Raw genomic sequence first — 23,891 nt, 5'->3', positions numbered from 1 at the left:
CGGTCCCCGGGGGCCCTCGGCAGGTGCGGCGGTTACTCCATGCCGGCCAGCACCAGCGGCAGCCGGCGCACTCCCCCCGGGGTGAGCTTCACCGGCACGCCCCAGTCCTGCTGGTGCACGTGGCAGGCCGGGTACTCGATCTCCGGGTCGTCGTCGCAGGAGGCGGCCATCGCCGAGACGTGCAGCACGCCCTCGGTGACCTCCTCGGAGAGCACCAGCTCCCGGTTGAGCGCGGAGTCCGCGCCCGCGCCGGAGAGCAGCAGCTCCGGCGGGGTGGAGGAGACCAGCAGCCGGGTGGACGGGCCGTAGCGCTCGTCCAGCTTCTGGCCGCTCGGCGCGGAGAACACCACGTCCAGCTGGAACACGCCGGGCGCGACCTCGGTGGCCGCGCGCCGGGTGCGGTGCGCCACCGACTCGACCTGGACGGCCTCCTCGGGCAGCCGCAGCCGGGTCAGCCGGTGCCGGGCGGACTCCACCACGACGATGTCGCCGTCCACCAGGACGGCGCCGGAGGGCTCGCGCAGGTCGGTGGCCAGCGTGGTCACCTCGCCCTCGCCGCCCTCCTCGGCCGCCGGGACGTACCGGCGCAGCGCGTGGTTGTAGGTGTCGGCGATCGCCACCGAGCCGTCCGGCAGCACCGTCACCCCGAGCGGGTGCTGGAGCAGGGCCTGGCCGGCGGCGCCGTCCCGGTGCCCGAAGTCGAACAGGCCGGTGCCGACGGCGGTGTGCACCGTCTTCGTTTCACGTGAAACCCAGCGGACCGCGGAGGTCTCCGAGTCCGCGACCCAGAGCTTCCCGCCGTCCGCCGAGACCGCCAGGCCCGAGGGCTGGGCGAACCACGCCTCGGCCACCGGCCCGTCCACCAGGCCCTCGTTGGTCGTACCGGCCGCCACCCCGACCGTGCCGTCGGCCGGGTCGAACGCCCAGAGCTGGTGCACCCCGGCCATCGCGATCCAGACCCGGCCGTCGAAGAAGGCGACGTCCCACGGCGAGGAGAGGTCCACCTCGCGGGCCGGGCCCCCGGTCGCGGAGCCCTGCCACCACTGCTTGCCGGTGCCGGCCAGCGTCCGGACCTCGCCGTCCGACAGCCGCACCCCGCGCAGCGCGTGGTTCACCGTGTCGGCGACCACCACGTCGTACCCGAGGTCCAGGCCGGCCGGGACCAGCGCCAGGCCCTGCGGCTCGCTGAAGCGGGGGGACGTCCCGTCCACCAGCCCGCGCTCGCCGTCGCCGATCCGCCGCACCACCCGCTCGCCGTCCTCGGCCAGCTCCACCAGCGAGTGGTGGCCCGAGTCCGCGACCAGGAAGTTCCCGTTCGGGAGCCGGACGGCCTTGCCGGGGAACTTCAGGTCGCCCGCCACCGGCTCGGGAGCCACGTACGGGCTGTCGCCGCGCCGCAGCGTGCCCTTGGCCTCGTGCTCGGCCTCCAGCTCCTCGACCAGCCGGGCGATCGCGTGCGCGTGCCCCTCGCCGGCGTGCTGCGCGACCACGTACCCCTCGGGGTCGATCACCACCAGCGTCGGCCAGGCCCGCACCGCGTACTGCTTCCAGGTGACCAGCTCGGGGTCGTCCAGCACCGGGTGGTGCACCTCGTAGCGCGACACCGCGTCCACCACGGCCTGGTGGTCGGCCTCGTGCACGAACTTGGGGGAGTGCACGCCCACGATCACCACGGTGTCGCGGTGCTTCTCCTCCAGCTCGCGGAGCTCGTCCAGGACGTGCAGACAATTCACACAGCAAAAGGTCCAAAAATCGGCAATCACGATCTTTCCGCGGAAGTCCGCCAGGACGAGATCCTTGCCGCCGGTGTTGAGCCAACCGCCTGCCCCGACCAGCTCGGGGGCGCGTACACGTGCACGAGATGCCATACCCCCATCAAACCGCACCTCTGTCCTCCGCATTCCGGACGGTCGGCCTGATCGTGACCTCCGGCCGTTCAGCCGGCCGGCTGACCCGGTGACAGCTCCGCCTCCCAGCGGACCTCCCCGTCCTGGAGTTCCCCGGTGGGGCCGAGGCCGGCGGCGCGGGCGACGGCGGCGGAGGCCAGGTGCCCGGGGTGGATGTGCGCCACGACGGTGCGGACGTCCTGGGTGCGGAGCCAGGCGACCAGGGCGCGGGCGGCCTCGCCGGCCAGGCCGCGGCCCTGCCAGGGGACGCCGACCACCCAGGCGATCTCCGCGGTGTCCGCGGTGACGGTGGCCTGGACGTAGCCGGTGGCGCGGCCGTCGGCGCGCAGCCGCAGGACCCAGTTGCACCAGGTGACGCCGGGGTCGGGGGAGCCCGCGCTCAGCCGGCGGTAGCGGGCCCGCAGGGCGTCGAGGGTGTCGGGCTCGCCGCCGGTGAAGGCGTGCAGGGCCGGGTCGGCCAGGACCAGGGCCATCTCCTCGGCGTCCGCGGGCCGCAGCGGGAGCAGGTCGAGGCGTTCGGTGCGGAGGGCGGCGGCTTCGGGGGTTCGCATACCGGGATTCAACCCGCCCCGCGCGGGTGCTGGGCATGCGGCCCGGCATCGGGTCGAATGGAGGCCCGACACGGAGCACTCAGGAGACGGCATGAAGTACCTGGTCAGGGAGCGGCTGTTCGCGATCGGCGACGACTACTGGATCGAGGACGAGGACGGCCGCAAGGCGTACCTGGTGGACGGCAAGGTGCTGCGGCTGCGGGACACCTTCGAGCTGAAGGACGCGGAGGGCCGGGTGGTCGCCGTGATCAAGGAGAAGGCGTTCACCGTCCGCGACGCGATGAAGATCGAGAACACCGAGGGCGAGGTGGTCGCGACCGTCCGGGAGAAGCTCTTCACGCCGTTCCGCGACAAGTACCGGGTCGAGCTGGCGGCCGGGGGCGAGCTGACGATCCACGGGAACCTGATCGACAAGGACTACCGGATCGAGGACGACAACGGCGACGAGGTCGCCCGGATCTCCCGCAAGTGGTTCCGGGTCCGGGACACCTACGGCGTGGAGATCGCCGACGGCGCCGACGCCGGGCTGCTGCTCGCCGTCGCGGCCTGCGTGGACCACCTGGTGGACGAGGAGGACTGAGCCCCGGCCGGCGGGCCGGCTGCGGGAGGGGCCGGGCCGGGCGGCCGGGCGCGGGAGGGAGCCGCGGGCGGATGCCGACCGGCCCTGCCGGGCCCCGGGGGTCATGGGATATGTTTTGCCGATCCTTGACCCGTGCCCGGAAGCCCCGGCGCGGGCACCGGCGGACCTGGGGGAGCGCCCATGAACGACATCGTGCACGGTCTGGGCGCCGCCGCGGCCTTCGGCGGGGTGGGCGTGGTGCTGCTGCTGCTCGGGGTCGGGCTGGTCGACCTGCTGACCCCGGGAAAGCTGGGCCGGCAGATCTGGGTGGAGCGCAACCGGAACGCGGCGGTGCTGCTCAGCTCGGCGCTGCTCGGGATCGGCGGGATCGTCTTCACGGCGATCCTCTACACCTACGAGGAGTTCGGCAAGGGGCTGGTCTCCACCGCGCTGTTCGGGCTGCTCGGCCTGGTCCTGATGGCCGTGGCGTTCTGGGCGGTGGACCTGCTGACCCCCGGCAGGCTCGGCGCGATCCTGGTGGATCCCGAGCCGCACCCGGCGGTGTGGGTGTCGGCCAGTTGCAACCTGGCGGTGGCCGCGATCGTCTCCGCGGCGATCGCCTGACCCGGATCCCGCACCGCCGGCCGCTCACCGCCGGCCCGCTCACCGCCGGCCCCTTCCGGCCCGCCCGGGGCCGGTCCGCCGGGGCCTGACCCGCCCGGGGCCGACCAGCGCACTCGCGCACCTGTGCCCGCCCGCGGCCCGACCCACCGTCCGCGAGCGGCGGCTCAGGTGCGTCCGGACCGGTCAGCCGCGGGCCAGTCGCTCCGTCAGCCGCTGCCTGGCGGCGGGCCACTCGTCCGCGAGCATCGAGAAGTACACGCTGTCCCGCCAGCTGCCGTCCGCGCGGCGGCGCTCCCGCCGGTGGACGCCCTCGAAGGTGGCGCCCAGACGGAGGATGGCGTTGCGCGAGCGCTCGTTCAGGTGGTCGGTCTTCCAGAACACCCGCCCCATGCCCAGGTCCTCGTAGGCGTGGGTGAGCAGCAGCAGCTTGGCCTCGGTGTTCACGGCGGTCCGCCAGGCGGTGCGGGCGTACCAGGTGCCGCCGATCTCGACGAGTTCGTTCTCGGCGTCGAAGTCGTAGTAGCCGGTCATGCCGATGGCCCGGTCGTCCTGCCGGTCGACGACGGCGAAGACCACGGCGGTGCCGGCCGCGATCTCGGCCAGCCGCCGGTCGATGACGCCGCCCAGCTCGTCCGCGGTGTGCGGGGTGCCGGACGGGATCCAGCGCCAGACCTCCTCGTCCCCGCCGCCGGCGGCGAACAGGTCGGGCAGGTGGTGCCGGCCCAGGGGCTCCAGGCGGACGGTCCGGCCGGTCAGGGTGATGGGTGCGGGCAGCTTGGCGGTCATGCCCGGCAAGGTAGCCGGAGTTTGCACTAGATGCAACAGTATTTTGCACTAGTTCAAATGGGGGGGGGGATGGCCGGCGGCGGGTCCGGGCAGGCGAAAGGGCCCCGCGGCGAACCGCGGGGCCCTTCGGGGTGGAGCGGACGGACTAGACGAACGAGTTGATCTGGATCGTCTCGGTCCGGCCCGGGCCGACGCCGATGGCGGAGATCGGGGCGCCCGACATCTCCTCCAGCGCCTTCACGTACGCCTGGGCGTTCTTCGGCAGGTCGGCGAAGGTCTGCGCCTTGCTGATGTCTTCGGTCCAGCCGGGGAGGTTCTCGTAGATCGGCTTCGCGTGGTGGAAGTCCGACTGGTTGTACGGGAGCTCCTCGACGCGCTTGCCGTCGATCTCGTACGCGACGCAGACCGGGATCTGCTCCCAGCCGGTGAGCACGTCCAGCTTGGTGAGGAAGAAGTCGGTCAGGCCGTTGACACGGGTGGCGTAGCGGGCGATCACCGCGTCGAACCAGCCGCAGCGGCGGTCACGGCCGGTGGTGACACCGCGCTCGCCGCCGATCCGGCGCAGCGCGTCGCCGTCGGCGTCCAGCAGCTCGGTCGGGAACGGGCCCGAGCCGACGCGGGTGGTGTAGGCCTTCAGGATGCCGATGACCCGGTCGATCTTGGTCGGGCCGATGCCGGCGCCGGTGCAGGCACCGCCGGCGGTCGGGTTCGACGAGGTCACGAAGGGATAGGTGCCGTGGTCGACGTCCAGCAGGGTGCCCTGGCCGCCCTCCAGCAGGACGACCTTGTTCGCCTTCAGGGCCTGGTCCAGCACGAGGGTGGTGTCGGCGAGGAAGGGGCGCAGCTTGTCGGCGTAGCCGAGGTACTCCTGGACGACCAGGTCGGCCGGGATGGCGCGGCGGTTGTAGAGCTTGACCAGCAGCTGGTTCTTGTCGTGCAGGGCCGCTTCGACCTTCTGCTGCAGGATCGACTCGTCGAAGAGGTCCTGGACCCGGATGCCGACGCGGTTGATCTTGTCCGCGTAGGTCGGGCCGATGCCGCGGCCGGTGGTGCCGATCCGGCGCTTGCCGAGGAAGCGCTCGGTGACCTTGTCCAGGGTGCGGTGGTACGGCGTGATCAGGTGGGCGTTGCCCGAGATCAGCAGCTTCGAGGTGTCGATGCCGCGCTCGTTCAGGCCGTTCAGCTCGGAGAGCAGCACGCCCGGGTCGATCACGACGCCGTTGCCGATGACCGGCACCACATTCGGGCTGAGGATGCCGGAAGGGAGCAGGTGCAGGGCATACTTCTGGTCGCCGATGACCACCGTGTGACCGGCGTTGTTGCCGCCCTGGTAGCGGACGACATAGTCGACGGAGCCACCGAGGAGGTCGGTCGCCTTCCCCTTGCCCTCGTCCCCCCACTGAGCGCCAACGAGCACGAGTGCCGGCACAGGCGTACACCCCTTCCGGTTGGGGCATCCTGCGTAGGCCGCAGTCTGCCCCGAGATAGACGAAGCCCCTGGCGCAATAGCGCAAGGGGCTCTTGCACCGAGAGATTACCTGAGGAAGGACCGGTCGTGTCGTCCCTGTCCACGCCCGCATCCCACGCTGCCACCCCCGGCAACGGCGAGCCACTGCTCGTCCTGCTCGACCCGGCCGCCAAGCAGACCGACGGAGAGTCGGTCCGGATCGCGAAGGATGTGCTCTGCGGAGGCGCGGACGTCAAGGTGGCACACCCGGAGTCCCCGTCCGAACTGGACCGTGTGCTTTCGCACCGGGGCCGCCGCCGACCGGTGGTGATCGGTTCCGATCTGGCGCTGCAACGGGTCCTCCAGGCCCTGTACCGGCAGCGTGAACTGGGCAGCGACCCGGTCGGACTGATCCCGGTGGGCCGGCCTCCCGAGCTGAACGCGGCCCGGGCGCTGGGGGTGCCCGCCGAGCCGGTCCGGGCGGCCCGGGCGATCCTCACCGGGGTGCCGCGCGAGCTGGACCTGCTGGTGGACGACGGCGGCGGGGTGGTGCTGGGCGCGGTCCGGATCGCGGGGACGGGGGTCCGTCGCGGACTGGGCCGGACGGGTGGCTGGCGTTCGCTATGGGCGAAACTGGCTGCGGCCGAGCAGGCGACCGGCAAGCCGCCCGAGGGGTCCGGCGAGCACCCCGAGGCGCGGCTGCGGGTGGAGGCGGACGGACGCCTGCTGGCGGACGTCCACCGGCCGGTGCGGGTGGTCCAGGTGAGCCTGCCGCTGGGCGAGGGCGTGATGGAGATCGTGGTGCGCGCCCCGGGCGCGCTGGTCCGGGCCCGGGCGGCGTCGGTCACGGTGGCCGGCCGCGGCTTCGGCTACGAGGCCGACGGGCACCCGGTCGGCCCGGTGCGCTCCCGGACCTGGACGGTGCACCCGGCCTCCTGGCGGCTGCTGCTGCCGGGCTGAGCCCGCCGGCCGCTGCCGGGCCGGGGCCCGGCCGCCCGGGCGGGCCGGGTCCGGGTCGATCCGGGCCGCCGGGCCACCGGGTCACCCCCGTCGGGCGGCCCGGGTGAGCAGGGTCACGTTTTCACCCGCCGCGGCGGCCCGGGCGGCCCGGCCCGGCCGGGGCCAACGGGCGCGCGTCACAAGGCAGGGGGGGTGGTCGGGCCGATTCCCGGATCCGAAATGCGCTGACGGTAAGGGGTTTTGTCTACGCGCGTCGCCGGTTGATCGTCCGACCTCGGCCCCCTCCCCCGTTCGGGAAGGCTGTGCCAACTGCCCTAGACTCGAAGACGTGCCACGTGGTGACGGAAGACTCAACCACGATCTTCTTCCCGGCGAGAAAGGCCCCCAGGACGCTTGCGGCGTCTTCGGTGTCTGGGCTCCCGGCGAGGAGGTCGCCAAGCTCACGTTCTTCGGCCTATATGCCCTGCAGCACCGTGGACAGGAATCCGCGGGCATCGCAGTGAGCAACGGCTCCCAGATTCTCGTCTTCAAGGACATGGGACTTGTCTCCCAGGTCTTCGACGAGGCCTCCCTGGGGTCCTTGCACGGGCATATCGCCGTCGGACACGCCCGCTACTCGACCACCGGTTCCTCGGTCTGGGAGAACGCCCAGCCGACCTTCCGCGCGACCGTCAACGGTTCGCTGGCCCTCGGGCACAACGGAAACCTGGTGAACACCGCCGAACTGGCGGAGATGGTCGCCCGACTGCCCGGTGAGGAGCACGTCTCCCGGTCCGGCCGCAGCGCCGCGACCAACGACACCGATCTGGTGACGGCCCTGCTCGCGGGCCACCCCGAGCTCACCATCGAGGAGACCGCGCGGCAGGTGCTGCCCAAGGTCAAGGGCGCCTTCTCGCTGGTCTTCATGGACGAGCACACGCTCTACGCCGCCCGTGACCCGCAGGGCATCCGCCCGCTGGTCCTCGGCCGGCTGGAGCGCGGCTGGGTGGTCGCCTCCGAGACGGCGGCGCTCGACATCTGCGGCGCCTCCTACATCCGCGAGGTGGAGCCCGGCGAGCTGATCGCCATCGACGAGAACGGCATGCGCAGCAGCCGGTTCGCCGAGGCCAAGCCCAAGGGCTGCGTCTTCGAGTACGTCTACCTGGCCCGCCCCGACACCTCCATCGCCGGCCGCAACGTGCACCTCTCCCGCGTGGAGATGGGGCGCAAGCTGGCCAAGGAGGCGCCCGTCGAGGCCGACCTGGTGATAGCGACCCCGGAGTCCGGCACCCCGGCCGCCATCGGCTACGCCGAGGCCAGCGGCATCCCGTACGGCTCCGGCCTGGTGAAGAACGCCTACGTCGGCCGGACCTTCATCCAGCCGAGCCAGACGATCCGCCAGCTCGGGATCCGGCTCAAGCTGAACCCGCTCAAGGAAGTCATCGCGGGCAAGCGCCTGGTCGTAGTCGACGACTCCATCGTGCGCGGCAACACCCAGCGCGCGCTGGTGCGGATGCTGCGCGAGGCGGGCGCCGCCGAGGTGCACATCCGGATCTCCTCGCCGCCGGTGAAGTGGCCCTGCTTCTTCGGCATCGACTTCGCGACCCGCGCGGAGCTGATCGCCAACGGGATGACCGTCGAGGAGATCGGCCGCACGCTCGGCGCGGACTCCCTGGCGTACATCTCGATCGACGGCATGATCGAGGCGACCACGCAGCCCAAGGACAAGCTCTGCCGGGCCTGCTTCGACGGGGTCTACCCGATGGAGCTGCCGGACCCGGCCCTGCTGGGCAAGCTGCTCCTGGAGGCCGAGATCAAGGGCAGCCAGCAGCCGCCGGCCGTCCGCGGCAAGCCGCACTCCGGAGCGGACCTGGACGGTGTCCAGTCGCTGCTCGGCGGTGGCGGCGCGGCCGACGCGCTGCGACGCCCGTAGTTTTCCCGCTGCGGGGCCCGTCACCGGGCCCCGCGGTCGTTCACCCCCCTGACCCGAGAGGGCCGCACGCAGTGACCAGCAACGAGAGCGGTGCCACCTACGCCGCCGCAGGTGTCGACATCGAGGCGGGCGACCGCGCCGTCGAACTCATGAAGCAGTGGGTCAAGAAGGCCAACCGCCCCGAGGTGGTCGGTGGCATCGGCGGCTTCGCCGGGCTCTTCGACGCCTCCGCCTTCAAGCGCTACGAGCGGCCGCTGCTGGCCTCGGCCACCGACGGCGTGGGGACGAAGGTCGCCATCTCCCGGGCGATGGACAAGCACGACACCATCGGCCACGACCTGGTCGGCATGGTCGTCGACGACCTGGTGGTCTGCGGGGCCGAGCCGCTCTTCATGACCGACTACATCTGCGTCGGCAAGGTCGTCCCCGAGCGGGTCGCCCAGATCGTCAAGGGCATCGCCGAGGGCTGCGCGCTGGCCGGCTGCGCGCTGGTCGGCGGCGAGACCGCCGAGCACCCCGGCCTGCTCGGGCCGGACGACTACGACGTCGCGGGCGCCGGCACCGGCGTGGTGGAGGCCGACGCGCTGCTGGGCGCGGAGCGGGTCCGCGCGGGCGACGTGGTGATCGCGATGGCCGCCTCCGGCCTGCACTCCAACGGCTACTCGCTGGTGCGCCACGTGCTGCTGAACGAGGCCGGCTGGAAGCTCGACCGCAAGGTCGAGGAGTTCGGCCGGACGCTGGGCGAGGAGCTGCTGGAGCCGACCAGGATCTACTCCCTGGACTGCCTGGCGCTCACCCGCGCCACCGAGGTCCACGCCTTCTCGCACGTCACCGGCGGCGGCCTGGCGGCCAACCTGGCCCGGGTCGTCCCGGCGGGCCTGCACGCCCGCCTGGACCGCGGCACCTGGACGCCGCTGCCGGTCTTCCAGACCGTCGCCCGGGTCGGCAAGGTGGCCACCCTGGAGATCGAGAAGACCCTGAACATGGGCGTCGGCATGGTCGCCGTCGTCCCGCCGGAGTCGGTGGACACCGTGCTCGCGATCCTGGAGGACCGCGGCGTGGAGGCCTGGCTGCTCGGCGACATCGTCGACCGCACCGCGGAGCACGCCGACGGCGCGGCCCTCTACAACGAGTACGAGGGCTTCAGCGCGGGCTGACCGGGCGGACGGGAGCCCTCCGCCGGTGACCGGTGGAGGGCTTTCGGCGTCCGTGGGCCGTCCGTCGGGCGGCCCGGCCGGCGGGCCCGTCGCCGGAGTCCGCCGGGCCGGCCGCCACCGAGGGGCGGCCGGTGTCCGGGAACGGCGAAAACCGGCCCGGCGCACTGGGCGCCAGGGCCGGTCAGGCCAGGCTGTGACTACGCGCGGCGGCGGGCCTGGGTGTGGCCGCTCTCCGCCTCGGTGTCGTCCTCGTCGTCCTCGTCGGCGTAGAGATTCGCATACGCCGCGTAGGGGTCGTCCTCGTCCTCTTCCTCGACCGGCTCAGGGCTGATCGGGATGGAGGGCGAAACGCCCAGCTCGCTGGACAGACGGTTGGCGTCGAACCCGCCGCTGTTGTACTTCAGCTCGCGGGCGACCTTCGTCTGCTTGGCCTTGGCCCGGCCGCGCCCCATGGGTCGACCCCCTCAACGATGGGGCTCACGGCCCCGAGTCTGACACGTGTTCATGATCAGGAGCGGCCTGCCCGAATGGGGAGAACCGTCCCTTGGAGCATTAACGGTACCTGTTTCTGCCGCCGGGCGGTACGTCGTCAGTGTGACGTGGCGCGCACCGCTCGCACCCAAGACCCGGTCTTTCCAGGTCACAGGCGGTTTTCCGGGGTTCAGCAAGCTGTCCGGAGGTGATTCAGGTCCGTCGTTCCAGGCTCGATTATCCCCCCAAGGGGGGTCCGGGATCGCCCGATCGGGTGCGGAAGTGAGAATCCGGTTCCACATTGTGATGCGTGGGGGGCGGGCGATGACCCCGCGGGGCGGCCGCGCCCCCCACGCCCCGGTCAGTTGCCCCGCGCGCCCGGCAGCAGGATCGTGCGCAGCGAGCTGATCTCCCGCATCCGCTTCTCCGCCAGGCGGTCCGCGGCGACGGCCGGCGGCACGCCGTCGGCGGTGGCCCGGGTGAAGATCTCCAGGGTGGTGTCGAAGATCTTCGTGGCCTTGTTCTTGGCCCGCTCGAAGTTGAAGCCCTGGATCTCGTCGGCGACCTGGATCACGCCGCCGGAGTTCACCAGGTAGTCGGGCGCGTAGAGGATGCCGCGGTCGGCCAGGTCCTTCTCGACGCCCGGGTGGGCCAGCTGGTTGTTGGCCGCGCCGCAGACCAGCGAGGTGCCGGCGGCGCCCAGCGCGCCCACCGTGTGGTCGTCCAGCGCGCCGCCCAGGGCGCAGGGGGCGTAGACGTCCAGCGCGGCCGCCAGCAGGGCCGCGGTGTCGGCGACCACCTCCACGTCCGGGTGGGCGGCCCGGACGCGGTTCACGGCCGCCTCGGAGACGTCGGTGACCACCACGTGGGCGCCGTCCGCGACCAGGTGGCCGACCAGGTAGTGGCCGACCTTGCCGACGCCGGAGACGCCGACCCGGCGCCCGCGCAGCGTGGGCTGGCCCCAGCGGGCCTGCGCGGAGGCGCGCATCCCCTGGAAGACGCCGAAGGCGGTCAGGATGGAGGAGTCGCCGGCGCCGCCGTGCTCGGGCGAGCGGCCCGTCACGAAGGTGGTCTCGCGGGCGATCACGTCCATGTCCTGGACGTAGGTGCCCACGTCGCACGCGGTGACGTAGCGCCCGCGCAGGGACTCCACGAACCGGCCGTAGGCGCGGAGCATCGCCTCGTTCTTGTCCTTGCCCGGGTCGCCGATGATGACGGCCTTGCCGCCGCCCAGGTCGAGCCCGGCCAGCGCGTTCTTGTAGCTCATGCCGCGGGAGAGGCGCAGCGCGTCCTCCAGCGCCTCCTCCTCCGTCGGGTACGGGAAGAAGCGGGTGCCGCCGAGGGCCGGGCCCAGGGCGGTGGAGTGGATGGCGATGATCGCCTTGAGTCCGGAGCTGCGGTCGTGGCAGAGCACGACCTGCTCGTGGCCGTCGCCGGGGGCGCCGTCCTGCTCGGTGCGGAAGATCCTGCTGAGCACGCCGGGTGCGGGGTGCGTCGCGGATGCGGTCTGTACGTCGGTCACTGTGGTGACTCCAGTATCCGAGGCCCGCTGCTGTGGTGCGGGCGCCTAGGGCGAAGCGTAGTCCGCGGGGGCCCGCCGATCTCCCCCTCGGCGGGGTCCGGCCGAGGTTGTCCGGGCCGGGCCGGGGCCGCTCCGGCGGTCCGGCGGGCCGGGCCGGGCCACGCCGTCCCCGTGCGCGCCCTCCCGGCCTGTGGGTGCTGCGTGCGACGATGCAGAGCGTGACCGCCGTGCGCACCTCCGTGCTCCCGCCCTACGCCGCCCACCTGCGGGTCTACGAGCCGCTGGCCGCCTTCCCGGAGCCGGACCGGGCCCACTGGCAGGCGTACGCCTCGGCGCACGGCCCGGACGCGGGCGCGGTGGAGCAGCCGGTCGCGCGGGCGGCGCTGGAGGAGCAGCGGACGGCGCTCGCCGACCTGGTGGGGCGTACGCCGCGCGCGCTGCCCGAGCGGGAGAGCGGACGGGCCTTCGTACGGGCCGTGGACGGCGTCACCTACGTCTGTCCGTGGGCCACCCGGCTGCGCAGCTGGCAGGCCCTGGACGAGCTCCGGGAGAGCGCCCCGGTGGCGCTGCTGGACACCGCGCTGCCGCCCGCCACCCGGGCCGCCGCGGAGGCCGACCGGGAGCGCTGGCGGGCCGGGCACCCGGACGCCCGGCCGTGGATCATGACCAGCCGGTGGGAGGTGCCGGTGCGCTGGTTCCTGCCGTTCGGCGAGGAGGACCGCTGCTTCGTGCCGCCGGCCCCGGCCGGGCCGGGCGAGGGGGAAGAACCGGAGCCGGCCGCGCTGTTCTACCTGACGCCGATGGCACAGGCCCGCCGCCGGGTGGCCCGGGCCTACCGGGCGCTGCGGACGGGGGTGGCGGAGGGGGAGCCGGCCCAGGGCGCGGAGCAGGTCGGGCGGTGGCTGGAGGAGTTCCACCCGCGCTCGCTGGTGGAGCTGGACTACGGGGGCCTGGTGCACCTGCTCGGCCCGGAGCGGCTGGCCGAGGACCGCTCGGCGGGGGAGCTGGAGGAGGGCCTGGGCGCGCTGCGGGCCGGTGACACGGCGGCGGCGGTCCGGGCCTACGAGACGGTGACGCTGCGGTGGCGGCGGGTGCTGGCGCTGCGACAGGCCAACTGAGCGGCCTGCCGGGGCAGGGCGGGGGCCGGCCGGTGGCCGGGCGGCTGTGGAGCGTGTCCGGCGGGGGCCGGACCGGGGAGCGGGGAGGGGGCGGCATGGCGGGGCCGGGGCCGGATGAGCCGACGTCAGGGCAGGTGGGGGTGAGTGCCGGTGACGGTGGCCGGGCGGGCGGGGGCTTCGGGCCCCGGGGTTGTGACCTAGGTCCCGGTTCGGGTCAATACCTGTCGAACGTGACACTACTCACCGTTGACGTGAACTTACCCCTATGTGTAAAAATGGGACAACCAGCCCACCTCCACACGAGCATGCCCACTTTTGGGTGGTTCTGGAGTTGATGCGTGCTTTGTAGGGAATAAGCGGGTCTGGCCCCATCATCACCGAATGTCACGAAATCGTGACTGTCCGTTATGGGATAGTCCATCGCCTTCCGTCGCTCTTGGCCCCTGTAGGGGTCAATTTTGCCGGTATGGCCGATGGGGCTGGACGGATGGTGTAGTTGTAGACACCAGGACAAGCCGTTCGTCCTATAACCGACTCGGCCTGTGTATGTCATTTCGGGCATCGCGGGCCAAGGTGCAGAATTTGAAGGATAGAACCGCCCTGGTTCGGTTCTCCGAGGAGGCCGCTCATGACCGCTCGTACCCCTGATGCCGAGCCTCTGCTGACGCCGGCAGAGGTAGCCACCATGTTCCGCGTGGACCCGAAGACGGTGACGCGTTGGGCCAAGGCAGGCAAGCTCACGTCCATTCGCACGCTCGGCGGTCACCGCCGGTACCGTGAGGCGGAGGTGCGCGCCCTGCTGGCCGGTATTCCGGCCCAGCGCACCGAGGCCTGACAGCGCCACACGCACTTTTAGTCCGAAGGGACCGTTCACCAGACTCCGCCGGGTCTGGGAGACGGTCCCTTCGGCGTTGGCCGGGGACGGATTCGGCCACCCGGAATGCTTTCTTCCGCGTAACGATCGGATATCCGTGGGGCGGGGGGGATTCCCGGCTAATGGCTGTGCAATTTTACATATTAAATTAGTGGCGTCCTGAGAGGGGTCGCCGGTGTCCGGTCTCAGGAAAACCGGAGTGATGACCGTCACACTCGCCCGGCTTGTGGTCTAGACCTGGACTGGGGTAGATCGGCCGGCGGCCGACCGGGCCCGGCCGCCGGGCCGCCGTGGCCCCGAGGGGCCGGCCGCACGGGGCCGGGAGGCCGCCCCACCCCGGCCCCGGCGGCGGGCCGGCCGACCGGTTCCGCCCGGCCGGGCGCTGACCGGACGTCAAACGCAAGAGGCCCGGAACCTCACGGTTCCGGGCCTCTTGCCTGCTGCGATCCTGACGGGACTTGAACCCGCGACCTCCACCTTGACAGGGTGGCGAGCTAACCAACTGCTCCACAGGACCAGATTTTCACTCTGTTGTCCGCTCGCTTGCGCTGCGAACAAGACAGATCGTACTGCATGGTGGGCCCCCAGGTCGAACCGGCTCCCGGGGGCCCCTCCCAGCTCACAGCGTCGCCTGCGCCGCCTCCATCGCCTTCATGATCCGCTTCTCCGAGACCGGGGTCGGCGTGCCCAGCGACTGGGCGAAGAAACTGACCCGCAGCTCCTCGATCATCCAGCGGATCTGCAGGACCTCCGGGCCGGGCCGGCGCCCGGCCGGCACCGCCGCCAGCAGCTCGCCGTAGGCCCGCTGCACCTGCTGGACCTTCAGCAGCTGCTGGGCGTCCCGCTGCGGGTGGTTGGGCAGCGCCTCCAGCCGGCGGTCCACCGCGAGCAGGTAGCGCTTCAGGTCGCCCAGCCGGCGCCAGCCGGTGTCGGTGACGAAGCCGGGGTGCACCAGCGAGGCCAGGTGCAGCCGGATGTCGTTCACCGCCGTCAGCAGCACCGGGCTGCTCACCGTCTTCAGCCGGGTCGAGGCCTTGTGGAAGGCGATCAGCGCCGTCGCGGTCTTCAGCGTGGTGTCCGCCGAGACCTCGTAGAGGTCGGCCCGCACCTTGTCGAAGAGCTTGCCGAAGGCCGCCTCGTCCCAGGCCGGGCCGCCGGCCGCCTCCATCAGGCGGTCGGTGGCGCAGGCCACGATGTCCTCGAACAGCGCCGGGACCGACCCGTGCGGGTTGTGCGAGAGCGCCAGCTTGGCCTGGTTGCCCAGCCGGCCCTGGATCGACTTGGCGGGGGAGTTGGTGGTCAGCATCAGCAGCCGCCGGGTACCGGCCCACATGGCCGTCTCCTGCGCCTCGGCGGTGTCGAACAGCTTCACCCCGGCGGAGGCGCCCTCGTCCACCAGTGCCGGGTAGGCCCGCAGCGAGTGGCCGCGGGAGCGCTGCTCGAAGGTCCGCTGCAGCACCGGGAGGGAGGCCGGCCAGGCGGTCAGCCCGCTCTGCTCGATGCCCTGCCCGGAGGCGGCCGAGGAGAGGGTCTCCTTCAGCTTGGGCTTCAGCTTCAGCCGCAGCTCCTCCAGGTCCTTGGACTCGGCGAGCTTCCGCTTGCCGTCCACCACCCGGAAGGTCACCTTGAGGTGCTCGGGCACCCGCTCGTCGTCCCAGGCCTCCGGCGGGATGGTGACGGCCGTCAGACGGCGCAGGATGTGCTCCAGCGAGGGCAGCAGCGGCTCGGCGGACCCGAAGGTCCCGGCCGCCTGGCGTTCCCTCACCTGGCGCAGCGCGGCCCGGGCGAAGTCCGGGGCCGGCACGAAGTTGCGCCGCAGCGCCTTGGGCAGCGCCCGGATGTAGGCGGTGACCAACTCCTCGCGCAGGCCGGGGATCTGCCAGTCGAAGCCCTCGGAGGTGACCTGGTTGAGCACCGGCAGCGGGATGTGCACCGTCACGCCGTCGGCGTCGCTGCCCGGCTCGAACTGGTAGGTCAGCTTGAAGCGCAGCTTGCCCTGCTGCCAGTAGTCCGGGTAGTCCTCCTCGGTGATCCCGCCCGCCGAGTCGTTGATCAGCATCGACTTCTCGAAGTTGAGCAGGTCGGGCTGGTCGTGCCGGGTCTTCTTCCACCAGGAGTCGAAGTGCCGGGTGGAGACGACGTCCTCGGGCAGGCGGGCGTCGTAGAAGTCGAACAGGGTCTGGTCGTCGACCATGATGTCGCGGCGGCGGGCCCGGTTCTCCAGCTCCTCGACCTCGCCGAGCATCTTGCGGTTGGCCGCGAAGAAGCCGTGGTGGGTCTCCCAGTCGCCCTCGACCAGCGCGTTGCGGATGAACAGCTCGCGGCAGAGCTCCGGGTCGATCCGGCCGTAGTTGACCTTGCGCTGGGCCACCACCGGCATCCCGTAGAGGGTCACCTTCTCGAAGGCGAGCACCGCGCCGGCCTTCTTCTCCCAGTGCGGCTCGCTGTAGCTGCGCTTGATCAGGTGGCCGGCCAGCGGCTCCACCCACTCCGGTTCGATCTTGGCGTTGATCCGGGCCCAGAGCCGGGAGGTCTCCACCAGCTCCGCCGACATCACCCAGCGCGGCGGCTTCTTGAACAGGCCGGACCCGGGGAAGACCGCGAACCGGGCGCCCCGGGCGCCGCCGTACTCGCGCTTCTCCACGTCGTACAGGCCGATGTGCGAGAGCAGGCCGGCCAGCAGCGACTGGTGGATCCGGTCCGCGTCCGGCTCGGCGTCCGGATGCGGCTCCTCGATGGTCACCCCGAGCTGCTTGGCGACGGTGCGCAGCTGGGAATAGATGTCCTGCCACTCCCGTATCCGGAGGTAGTTCAGGAACTCGGCCTTGCACATCCGGCGGAAGGCCGAGGAGGAGAGCTCCTTCTGCTGCTCCCTGACGTAGCGCCACATCGACAGGAACGCCAGGAAGTCGGACGTCTCGGAGTTGAAGCGGCGGTGCCGTTCGTCGGCGGCCTGGCGCTTCTCGGTGGGGCGCTCGCGCGGGTCCTGGATGGAGAGGGCGGCGGCGATCACCATCACGTCGCGGACGCAGCCGTTCCTGTCCGCCTCCAGCACCATCCGGGCCATCCGCGGGTCGACCGGCAGCTGGGCGAGCTGCCGGCCCAGCGGGGTGAGGCGCTTGCGCGGGTCCTTCTCGGCGGGGTCGAGGGCGCCCAGCTCGTGGAGCAGGTTGACGCCGTCCTTGATGTTGCGCGAGTCCGGCGGGTCCAGGAAGGGGAAGGCCGCGATGTCGCCGAGGCCGGCCGCGGTCATCTGCAGGATGACCGAGGCCAGGTTGGTGCGCAGGATCTCGGCGTCGGTGAACTCGGGGCGGGAGAGGAAGTCCTCCTCCGAGTAGAGCCTGATGCAGATGCCGTCCGAGGTGCGGCCGCAGCGGCCCTTGCGCTGGTTGGCGCTGGCCTGGCTGACCGCCTCGATCGGCAGCCGCTGGACCTTGGTGCGGTGGCTGTAGCGGGAGATCCTCGCGGTGCCCGGGTCGATCACGTACTTGATGCCGGGGACGGTCAGCGAGGTCTCGGCGACGTTGGTCGCCAGCACGATCCGGCGGCTGCCGGAGCGCTGGAACACCCGGTGCTGCTCGGCCGAGCTCAGCCGGGCGTACAGCGGCAGCACCTCGGTGAACTTCAGGTTGAGCTTGTTGAGGGCGTCGGCGGTGTCGCGGATCTCCCGCTCGCCGGAGAGGAAGACCAGGATGTCGCCGGGGCCCTCGGCCTGCAGCTCCTCGGCGGCCTCGCAGATCGCCTGGATCTGGTCGCGGTCGCGGTCCACGTCGCCGCGCTCGTCCTCGCCGTCCTCGTCGCCCTCGTCCACGATCGGCCGGTAGCGGACCTCGACCGGGTAGGTGCGGCCGGAGACCTCGATGATCGGGGCGTCGCCGAAGTGGTTGGCGAAGCGCTCGGGGTCGATGGTCGCCGAGGTGATGACGACCTTGAGGTCGGGGCGGCGGGGGAGCAGCTGTTTGACGTACCCGAGGATGAAGTCGATGTTGAGGCTGCGCTCGTGCGCCTCGTCGATGATCAGGGTGTCGTACTGGCGCAGCTCGCGGTCGGTCTGGATCTCGGCCAGCAGGATGCCGTCCGTCATCAGCTTGACCAGGGTGTCCGGGCCGACCTGGTCGGTGAAGCGGACCTTCCAGCCGACCGCCTCGCCGAGCGGGGTGCGCAGCTCCTCGGCCACCCGCTCGGCGACCGTGCGGGCGGCGATCCGGCGCGGCTGGGTGTGGGCGATCAGGCCCTTGACGCCGCGGCCCAGCTCCAGACAGATCTTCGGGATCTGGGTGGTCTTCCCGGAGCCCGTCTCACCGGCCACGATCACCACCTGGTGGTCGCGGATCGCGGCGAGGATGTCGTCCTTCTTCTGGCTGACCGGCAGCTCGGCGGGATAGCTGATCTCCGGGACGGCGGCCCGGCGCTGCTCGATCCGCAGCTCGGCCCGGTCGATCTCGGCGGCGATCTCGCCGGCGGCCTTCTGCCGGGCCTCGGGCCCCCGGATCCGGCGGGCGCCCTCCAGCCGGCGGCCGATCCGCTGCTGGTCGCGCAGGGACAGCTCGGGCAGGCGGGCGGCCAGCTCGCCGATGCCGGTACCCCGGCCGGGCCCCTTGCTGAGACCGCCCCCGGGGGCGTCGGCGGGGGCGTCGGCGGGCTGGGCTACGGGAGAACTCACTGCGGGCATCCCTCTAGGTTCGCAAGGAGGTGCGGCTGTGCGCACCTCGGTTTTCGAGCCCCTCCAGTGTCACAGCCCCCGGGTGCGACTCGCGAACCCCCGGGGGGACCGCTTCGGCCGGGCCGGGGACCGGCGGGGAGCGGAGCGCCGGGCCGGGGACGGGCGGGGAGCGGAGGGGCCGCGCCGGGGACCGGCGGGGCGGGATGGGGCGGGGCGGGATTGGGCCGGCGGGCAACGGTCGGGCGCCGCTACGGACTCAGGGAGGGGAGGAGGTGCTCATGGGAGAGCGGACGGCCGCGCGGGACGCCGAGTTCCAGGTGTTCGTCACCACGGCCTGGCCACGCCTGTCCAGGACGGCGTTCCTGCTGGCGGGCGACCGGCACACGGCCGAGGACCTGGTCCAGACGACGCTGGAGAAGACCTACGTCGCCTGGGCGCGGGTGCGGCGGACCGACGACCCGTACGCGTACGTGCGCCGGATCCTGCTGAACGAGCAGGCCGGCCGGTTCCGCCGGCGGCTGCCGGAGTTCCTGGTGCCGGCCGTCCCGGAGCGCCCGGCGGCGGACGCCTACGACCGGGCCGACGACCGGACCGGGCTGCTGCGGGCGCTCGCCGCGCTGCCGCCCCGGCAGCGGCAGGCGGTCGTCCTGCGGTACTGGGAGGACCTGAGCGAGAGCCAGGCCGCGGCCGCCATGAACTGCTCGGTGGGCACCGTGAAGAGCCAGGCGTCCAAGGGCATCGCGAAGCTGCGGGCCGCCGCGGCGCTGGGCGCACTCACGAGAGTCGGAGGATCGGTATGAACGGCAGCAGGGCTGCGGACGGACGGCCCCCGGAGGACCCCGACGGCCCCGACGCCGGGGCGCCGCTGGTGGCCAGGGAGCTGGCCGGGCTCGCGGAGGGGCTGGAGATCGGGCCCGTCCCGTACGAGCGGGTGCTGGCCGGCGGCCGGGCGCGGCACCGCCGCCGGGGCCTGGCCGCGGCGGCGGCCACGGCGCTCGCCACGGCGGTCGTGATCGGCGCCGGCGCGGTGGTCGCCGCCACCGGGCACGGGACGGGCTCCCCGGTGGGGGCCGCGGCGGCCGGCGCCGGCACCCCGGCGGCGTCCCCCTCGGCGGTGGTCCCGGCGCCGGTGACCCCGGCCGCCACGACCACCGCGCCGGCCGGCCGCGACCCGCTGACGCCCGTCCGGGCGGTGGTCGGGCAGGGGCGGACGCCGGACGGCCGGGAGTGGCAGGCCTGGGTGGCGATCTGGCCGGCCGTGGCCGACCGGGGGCAGGCACGCGCACAGCTGGACCGGATCTGGGAGGAGCGGCACCTCGTCATCCCCGGGCTGCCCCGGGAGGACGACGGCTACGCGGAGCAGCGGCTGCGGTCGGGCAAGGACTGGGCCAACCTCTACCTCACCGTGGACGGCCGGCGGGCCGTCGACGACACCTTCCACGACGTCCCGCCGCCCGCCGCCGGCCCCCCGCCCGCCACCGACCGCACCCGCGGGCCGGACGGCGCCCTGCTCGGCTTCAAGGGCGGCGAGCTGGGACGCACCCCGGTGCTGATCGCCTCGGTCGGCCCGGACGTCGCCTCGGTCCGGGTGGCCTGGTCGGACGGGACCACCACCGAGGTCACGCCGGTGACGGTGGCCGGCAGCGTCCCGCGCTGGTTCGCGGTGCCCCGCAAGCCCGGCGCCGCCGCCGACACGGTCAAGCTGTACGGCGCCGACGGCGCCCTGCTGCACACCAGCACCGACTGGATGCGCTGACCCCCGGCACGGCAGCGGTCCGCCCCCGCCAGGCGTCCTGGCGGGGGCGGACCGGTCCGGCCGTGAGCCGGCCTCCGGGGGGTGGCGGGTTTCAGAGCACCGCCGCCGCCTGGTCGGCCGACTTCACCGGGCCGGACGTCTTGCGGGCCAGGACGGCCTGGGGGGCGGCCTTGGCCGCGGGCTGGGACCCGCTCTGCGCGTCCGCCCCGAGGTCGGCCCGGGGGCCGTCCGCCGGCTGCGGGTTCCCGCCGCGGATCAGCAGCGCCGCCAGCGCGCCGAGCCCGACCACCGCCGCGCCGACCCACATGGCCGGCTGCATGCCGGTCACCATGGCGTGCTTGGACTCGTAGCCGCCGCTCGCCGAGAACATCGCGCTCAGCACCGCGACGCCGAAGACCCCGCCGATCTCGCGGATCGCGTTGTTGGCGCCGGAGGCGATGCCCTCCTCGGAGCGGCTCACCGAGCCGAGCGCCAGGTTCGCCGCCGGGCCGAAGTAGAGGCCCATGCCCAGGCCGCTGACCAGGAAGGCCGGCAACAGGTCGGGGAAGGTGGTGGTCTCGGAGAGCACCACCGCGATCCAGGCCAGGCCGAGCGCCTGCAGCGCCATGCCGACGAAGACGATCGGCTTGCCGCCGATCTTGTCCGAGAGGATGCCGCCGATCGGCGCGCCGACCAGGGTCAGTGCCGTCCAGGCGAGCAGCCGGACACCGGCGCCCAGCGGAGAGACGCCCTGGACGTTCTGGATGAACTGGGTCAGCAGGAAGATCGCGCCGAACATCCCGAAGTACATCAGCATCGCGACCGCGTTGACCGCCGAGAAGCTCACCGAGCGGAACAGCCGCAGCGGCAGCATCGGCGTCGGCGTCCGGGACTCCCAGACCAGGAAGAGGGCCAGCAGGCCGGCGCCGGCGATCAGGCTCAGCACCACCTCGGCGCTGGTCCAGCCCGCGGTGTTGCCCCGGATCAGGCCGAGCACCAGGCCGAACAGGCCGGCGCTGGCCAGGACCGTGCCGGTGATGTCCAGCCTTGTCGAGGCGCCCTTGCTCTCGGCCAGCCAGCCCGGCAGCAGGACCAGCAGCAGCACGCCGATCGGCACGTTGATCCAGAAGATCCACTGCCAGGACACCGAGTCGATCACGATGCCGCCGGCCACCGGGCCGAGCGCGACCGCGAGGCCGCCGATGGTGCCCCAGATGCCGAGCGCCGCGCCGCGCTTCTCGGGCGGGAAGGCCGCCGAGAGCATGGTCAGGGTCAGCGGCATCACGATCGCCGCGCCCAGCCCCTGGGCGGCCCGGGCGGCGATCAGGGTTCCGATGCCGGGCGCCAGGGCGGCGGCGGCCGAGGCCAGCGTGAAGATCGCCATGCCGATGCCGAACAGCTTGCGCCGGCCGAACCGGTCGGCCACCGCGGAGGCGGTGAGCAGCAGCACCGCGAAGGTGAGGGTGTAGGAGTTGACAGTCCACTCCAGCCCGGAAAGGCCGGTGTGCAGCGACTCGCGGATCTTGGGCAGTGCCGTGGTGACGACCAGGTTGTCCAGGGACACCATGAACAGGGCGGCGCCGGTCATCACCGCGGTGCGCGTCGGGTCGCCGCGGGTCTCCCCGGCGCCACTCAGCAGAGTCTCGTCTGCCATGTCTCCATCCTTTCGCCTACCGAATCGAGCGTGGGTTCCGAGATCCGGCCGGGGGCGCGTCCCCCGCCTCGACGGTGGCGGGGGGCGCTTAAGGCTCGGTTGGGTCCGAGGTGGGAGGCCTGCCGCCGGCCGCCCGGGTCGCCGGCGGGGCCGCGCGTGGGTTGCGCGGCGGCCGGGGCCGGGAAACGCGCCGGCCCCGGCGGACGGGCCGCCGGGGCAGGTCGCTGTGCGGGGACGGGGGACGTAGGGGTCGAGCGGGTGCGAGACGCAGGCCTGCCCGGGCTCAGCGGGCCAGCTGGGCCCAGAGCAGCCCGACCGCCCAGCTGCCGAACAGCAGGAAGCCGATCATGCCCATCCCGAAGTGCCCGTTCAGGACCATCATCACGATGTACCAGCCGCACAGGGCGGTGAGCAGCACGGCGCCCGCCACGCTCACCTTGGGCGCGAACAGGCCGATGGCCACCAGCAGGGCGCCCAGCGCGTCCAGGCCCGCCACCACGAGCATCGCGGTGCGGCTCTCGATGCCGGTGAACTCGGTGAACAGCGGCGCGTTGCGACCGGTGATCAGATTGACGGGGGCGAACACGAACTCAAGGATCAGCAGGATCGACAGGATCCAGATCAGGGCGGTCACGGTCTTCCTCTCAGCGCGCGGGCGCGAGGCCCGGACAACCGCCGACCGCAGCGGCGCGGCCAGCGACGGACGCCCTGCTCCGGCGGCACGCAACAGCGAAATCCCCCGGCCGGACGGCAACTTGGCGAAACGTACCCACTTCATGGGGTTCCCTCACGTCATTTCGGTCAGTGGTGGACGGGCGTCTTCCGCAACCGGGAGACCACACCCTGCACGCCGAGCACCAGGCCCAGCGCCGCGGTGCGTCTGTCGTCCACGCCCCGGGCCCGCAGCAGGCCGTGCAGCAGCCACAGCCGCATCTCCCCGAGGTGGGCCGGGGAGCCGTGCACGTCGTCGAACTCCTTGAACCGGACCTTGCCCAGGTTCGCGCCGAGCAGCGCCCGCTCGGCGGGCGGGATGATCTCGTCCCGGGTGCTGACCACGTAGCCGACCGGGACCTTCACCGCGGAGAGCTGCTCCGGGGTGAGCGCCCAACTCCGCAGCCGGGCGAAGAGTTCGTCGTGGCCGGCCGTGCCGGTGAGGCGGCGCAGGGTCTCCTTGGTGACCGTCGGCACCCGCTCCCACCAGGCCGCGTCGGTGAAGAACCGGGAGACCGGCGCCCCGACCGTGTGGATGCTGCGGATCCGGGTGTCCTCGACCGCCGCGCGCAGCGCGAGGTGGCCGCTGAAGCTGAGCGTGAGCAGCGAGGTGTCGTCCACCCGGGCCCGGCCGGTGAGCCGGTCCAGCAGGTGGGGCAGCAGCCGCCAGGACCGCTCGTCGTACGGCACGGTGTTCTCGCCGACGCCGGGAAGTTCGGTGACCACCGCGGCGAAGCCGAGCTTGGCGAACTTCGGCAGCAGCTGCGCCCACTGCTCCTTGACGCTGACGATGCCGCCCATCACCACCAGCAGAGGCTTGGGCTCGGGGGCGTCCAGGCCGATCGTCCAGCAGGCCAGGGTGCCTTCGGGGTGGGTGAGTTCGAGGCGCTCGATGCCCGGCTGGGTGCGCCGCCAGCGGTCGAAGGCGGCCACCGAGGCGGTCTGCGCGCGCAGGCGCTCCGGGTCCGGCTCGGAGCCGCCCGGGTGCGGGAAGCGGGCCAGCGCGTAGTGCCGGCAGGCCTCCAGCGGGCGGCCGCGGGCGAGCAGGGCGTCGGCCTGCGCGTTCCAGACCTTGGCCCAGGAGCCGGCCGCGCCGGGGTCGTCGTTGCCGATCCGGGCGAGCAGGGCGGCCACCGGGCCCTCGGCGAGGCCTTGGCCGCGCGCGTGCAGCCGGGCGAACTCCTTGAGTTCTTCGAGGTGTTCCACGTCGGGCTTCTCCAAGTCGGGGTGGCCGGCCGGT

Annotated in this window: 19 protein-coding genes and 1 tRNA gene; 9 read left to right on the top strand and 11 right to left on the bottom strand. The window is 72.7% G+C overall.

Annotated features, from left to right (window positions below; genetic code table 11):
- Window positions 1-32: 32 nt before the first annotated feature.
- Both IE329_RS02220 and IE329_RS02215 read right to left on the bottom strand, forming a co-directional pair.
- Window positions 33-1,868: an NHL domain-containing thioredoxin family protein gene (locus IE329_RS02220; protein ID WP_190209056.1), complete on the bottom strand. Its 1,836-nt coding sequence runs from the start codon at window positions 1,866-1,868 to the stop codon at window positions 33-35.
- Window positions 1,869-1,936: 68 nt separating this feature from the next.
- Window positions 1,937-2,458 carry a GNAT family N-acetyltransferase gene (locus tag IE329_RS02215; RefSeq protein WP_190209055.1) on the bottom strand — a complete coding sequence of 174 codons (522 nt, stop codon included), beginning with the start codon at window positions 2,456-2,458 and terminating at the stop codon, window positions 1,937-1,939.
- A gap of 91 nt (window positions 2,459-2,549) precedes the next feature.
- On the opposite strand from IE329_RS02215, the gene IE329_RS02210 reads away from it, so the two are divergent.
- Window positions 2,550-3,038 (top strand): LURP-one-related/scramblase family protein, encoded by a 489-nt coding sequence (locus tag IE329_RS02210; RefSeq protein WP_190209054.1) that lies wholly within the window; start codon window positions 2,550-2,552, stop codon window positions 3,036-3,038.
- Between the two features lie 180 nt (window positions 3,039-3,218).
- The gene (locus tag IE329_RS02205; protein ID WP_190209053.1) at window positions 3,219-3,641 is read left to right on the top strand and encodes a DUF350 domain-containing protein; all 423 of its coding nucleotides are present in this window, start codon (window positions 3,219-3,221) and stop codon (window positions 3,639-3,641) included.
- A 183-nt stretch (window positions 3,642-3,824) separates the two neighbouring features.
- Here the strand turns inward: IE329_RS02205 and IE329_RS02200 are convergent, their stop codons facing one another.
- Together IE329_RS02200 and IE329_RS02195 are read right to left on the bottom strand one after the other, a co-directional pair.
- Entirely contained in the window at window positions 3,825-4,427 is a 603-nt protein-coding gene (locus IE329_RS02200) for a GNAT family N-acetyltransferase (RefSeq protein ID WP_190209052.1), read from the bottom strand.
- 145 nt (window positions 4,428-4,572) lie between these two features.
- Window positions 4,573-5,856, bottom strand: a complete 1,284-nt coding sequence (locus IE329_RS02195; protein WP_190209051.1) for an adenylosuccinate synthase — start codon at window positions 5,854-5,856, stop codon at window positions 4,573-4,575.
- 126 nt (window positions 5,857-5,982) lie between these two features.
- Here IE329_RS02195 and IE329_RS02190 point away from each other — a divergent pair, with 126 nt between their 5' ends.
- From IE329_RS02190 to purM, 3 genes are all read left to right on the top strand, one after another.
- On the top strand, window positions 5,983-6,834 hold the full coding sequence (locus IE329_RS02190) for a diacylglycerol kinase family protein (protein ID WP_308438322.1): 852 nt from the start codon (window positions 5,983-5,985) through the stop codon (window positions 6,832-6,834).
- 328 nt (window positions 6,835-7,162) lie between these two features.
- Window positions 7,163-8,746: an amidophosphoribosyltransferase gene (gene purF, locus IE329_RS02185; protein ID WP_190209050.1), complete on the top strand. Its 1,584-nt coding sequence runs from the start codon at window positions 7,163-7,165 to the stop codon at window positions 8,744-8,746.
- Window positions 8,747-8,817: 71 nt separating this feature from the next.
- Window positions 8,818-9,903, top strand: a complete 1,086-nt coding sequence (gene purM / locus IE329_RS02180; RefSeq protein WP_190209049.1) for a phosphoribosylformylglycinamidine cyclo-ligase — start codon at window positions 8,818-8,820, stop codon at window positions 9,901-9,903.
- A 197-nt stretch (window positions 9,904-10,100) separates the two neighbouring features.
- Here purM and IE329_RS02175 read toward each other — a convergent pair whose 3' ends face one another.
- A complete protein-coding gene (locus tag IE329_RS02175) occupies window positions 10,101-10,355 on the bottom strand; it encodes a DUF3073 domain-containing protein (protein WP_190209048.1) in 255 nt (84 codons plus the stop codon).
- A 380-nt stretch (window positions 10,356-10,735) separates the two neighbouring features.
- Window positions 10,736-11,896 (bottom strand): Glu/Leu/Phe/Val dehydrogenase dimerization domain-containing protein, encoded by a 1,161-nt coding sequence (locus tag IE329_RS02170; RefSeq protein ID WP_373311044.1) that lies wholly within the window; start codon window positions 11,894-11,896, stop codon window positions 10,736-10,738.
- A 209-nt stretch (window positions 11,897-12,105) separates the two neighbouring features.
- Here IE329_RS02170 and IE329_RS02165 point away from each other — a divergent pair, with 209 nt between their 5' ends.
- Together IE329_RS02165 and bldC are read left to right on the top strand one after the other, a co-directional pair.
- Complete coding sequence (locus IE329_RS02165) at window positions 12,106-13,014, top strand: hypothetical protein (protein WP_190209047.1); 909 nt, start codon at window positions 12,106-12,108, stop codon at window positions 13,012-13,014.
- Window positions 13,015-13,642: 628 nt separating this feature from the next.
- Window positions 13,643-13,849 (top strand): developmental transcriptional regulator BldC, encoded by a 207-nt coding sequence (gene bldC, locus IE329_RS02160; protein ID WP_014137253.1) that lies wholly within the window; start codon window positions 13,643-13,645, stop codon window positions 13,847-13,849.
- A gap of 482 nt (window positions 13,850-14,331) precedes the next feature.
- Here bldC and IE329_RS02155 read toward each other — a convergent pair.
- Together IE329_RS02155 and hrpA are read right to left on the bottom strand one after the other, a co-directional pair.
- Window positions 14,332-14,405: transfer RNA gene (locus tag IE329_RS02155), tRNA-Asp, on the bottom strand.
- A gap of 102 nt (window positions 14,406-14,507) precedes the next feature.
- On the bottom strand, window positions 14,508-18,560 hold the full coding sequence (gene hrpA / locus IE329_RS02150) for an ATP-dependent RNA helicase HrpA (RefSeq protein ID WP_190209046.1): 4,053 nt from the start codon (window positions 18,558-18,560) through the stop codon (window positions 14,508-14,510).
- Window positions 18,561-18,829: 269 nt separating this feature from the next.
- Here hrpA and IE329_RS02145 point away from each other — a divergent pair, with 269 nt between their 5' ends.
- Both IE329_RS02145 and IE329_RS02140 read left to right on the top strand, forming a co-directional pair.
- Complete coding sequence (locus IE329_RS02145; RefSeq protein WP_190209045.1) at window positions 18,830-19,351, top strand: SigE family RNA polymerase sigma factor; 522 nt, start codon at window positions 18,830-18,832, stop codon at window positions 19,349-19,351.
- Window positions 19,348-20,307 carry a hypothetical protein gene (locus IE329_RS02140; protein WP_190209044.1) on the top strand — a complete coding sequence of 320 codons (960 nt, stop codon included), beginning with the start codon at window positions 19,348-19,350 and terminating at the stop codon, window positions 20,305-20,307. The genes IE329_RS02145 and IE329_RS02140 overlap by 4 nt, the downstream gene beginning before the upstream one ends.
- Before the next feature lie 91 nt (window positions 20,308-20,398).
- Here IE329_RS02140 and IE329_RS02135 read toward each other — a convergent pair whose 3' ends face one another.
- The 3 genes from IE329_RS02135 to IE329_RS02125 all read right to left on the bottom strand — a co-directional run bounded on the left by IE329_RS02135 (window position 20,399) and on the right by IE329_RS02125 (window position 23,857).
- Window positions 20,399-21,940, bottom strand: a complete 1,542-nt coding sequence (locus tag IE329_RS02135) for a DHA2 family efflux MFS transporter permease subunit (protein WP_190209043.1) — start codon at window positions 21,938-21,940, stop codon at window positions 20,399-20,401.
- Between the two features lie 283 nt (window positions 21,941-22,223).
- Window positions 22,224-22,574 carry a hypothetical protein gene (locus tag IE329_RS02130; protein ID WP_073925018.1) on the bottom strand — a complete coding sequence of 117 codons (351 nt, stop codon included), beginning with the start codon at window positions 22,572-22,574 and terminating at the stop codon, window positions 22,224-22,226.
- Between the two features lie 167 nt (window positions 22,575-22,741).
- A complete protein-coding gene (locus IE329_RS02125) occupies window positions 22,742-23,857 on the bottom strand; it encodes an alpha/beta hydrolase (RefSeq protein ID WP_190209042.1) in 1,116 nt (371 codons plus the stop codon).
- Window positions 23,858-23,891: the final 34 nt, after the last annotated feature.

This window comes from Kitasatospora indigofera, assembly GCF_014655955.1.
Taxonomy (GTDB): Bacteria; Actinomycetota; Actinomycetes; order Streptomycetales; family Streptomycetaceae; genus Kitasatospora; species Kitasatospora indigofera.
The sequence above is the reverse complement of the archived record's forward strand: the minus strand, read 5'-3'. Positions and strand labels throughout refer to the sequence as shown.

What these genes read in the sequence shown, in the direction of transcription:
- IE329_RS02210 (WP_190209054.1), top strand. Translation starts at nt 2,550, where the DNA reads ATGAAGTACCTGGTCAGGGAGCGGCTGTTCGCGATCGGCGACGACTAC.
- bldC (WP_014137253.1), top strand. Translation starts at nt 13,643, where the DNA reads ATGACCGCTCGTACCCCTGATGCCGAGCCTCTGCTGACGCCGGCAGAG.
- hrpA (WP_190209046.1), bottom strand. Translation starts at nt 18,560, where the DNA reads ATGCCCGCAGTGAGTTCTCCCGTAGCCCAGCCCGCCGACGCCCCCGCC.
- IE329_RS02165 (WP_190209047.1), top strand. Translation starts at nt 12,106, where the DNA reads ATGCAGAGCGTGACCGCCGTGCGCACCTCCGTGCTCCCGCCCTACGCC.
- IE329_RS02175 (WP_190209048.1), bottom strand. Translation starts at nt 10,355, where the DNA reads ATGGGGCGCGGCCGGGCCAAGGCCAAGCAGACGAAGGTCGCCCGCGAG.
- IE329_RS02220 (WP_190209056.1), bottom strand. Translation starts at nt 1,868, where the DNA reads ATGGCATCTCGTGCACGTGTACGCGCCCCCGAGCTGGTCGGGGCAGGC.
- IE329_RS02205 (WP_190209053.1), top strand. Translation starts at nt 3,219, where the DNA reads ATGAACGACATCGTGCACGGTCTGGGCGCCGCCGCGGCCTTCGGCGGG.
- IE329_RS02140 (WP_190209044.1), top strand. Translation starts at nt 19,348, where the DNA reads ATGAACGGCAGCAGGGCTGCGGACGGACGGCCCCCGGAGGACCCCGAC.
- IE329_RS02215 (WP_190209055.1), bottom strand. Translation starts at nt 2,458, where the DNA reads ATGCGAACCCCCGAAGCCGCCGCCCTCCGCACCGAACGCCTCGACCTG.
- IE329_RS02200 (WP_190209052.1), bottom strand. Translation starts at nt 4,427, where the DNA reads ATGACCGCCAAGCTGCCCGCACCCATCACCCTGACCGGCCGGACCGTC.
- IE329_RS02135 (WP_190209043.1), bottom strand. Translation starts at nt 21,940, where the DNA reads ATGGCAGACGAGACTCTGCTGAGTGGCGCCGGGGAGACCCGCGGCGAC.
- IE329_RS02145 (WP_190209045.1), top strand. Translation starts at nt 18,830, where the DNA reads ATGGGAGAGCGGACGGCCGCGCGGGACGCCGAGTTCCAGGTGTTCGTC.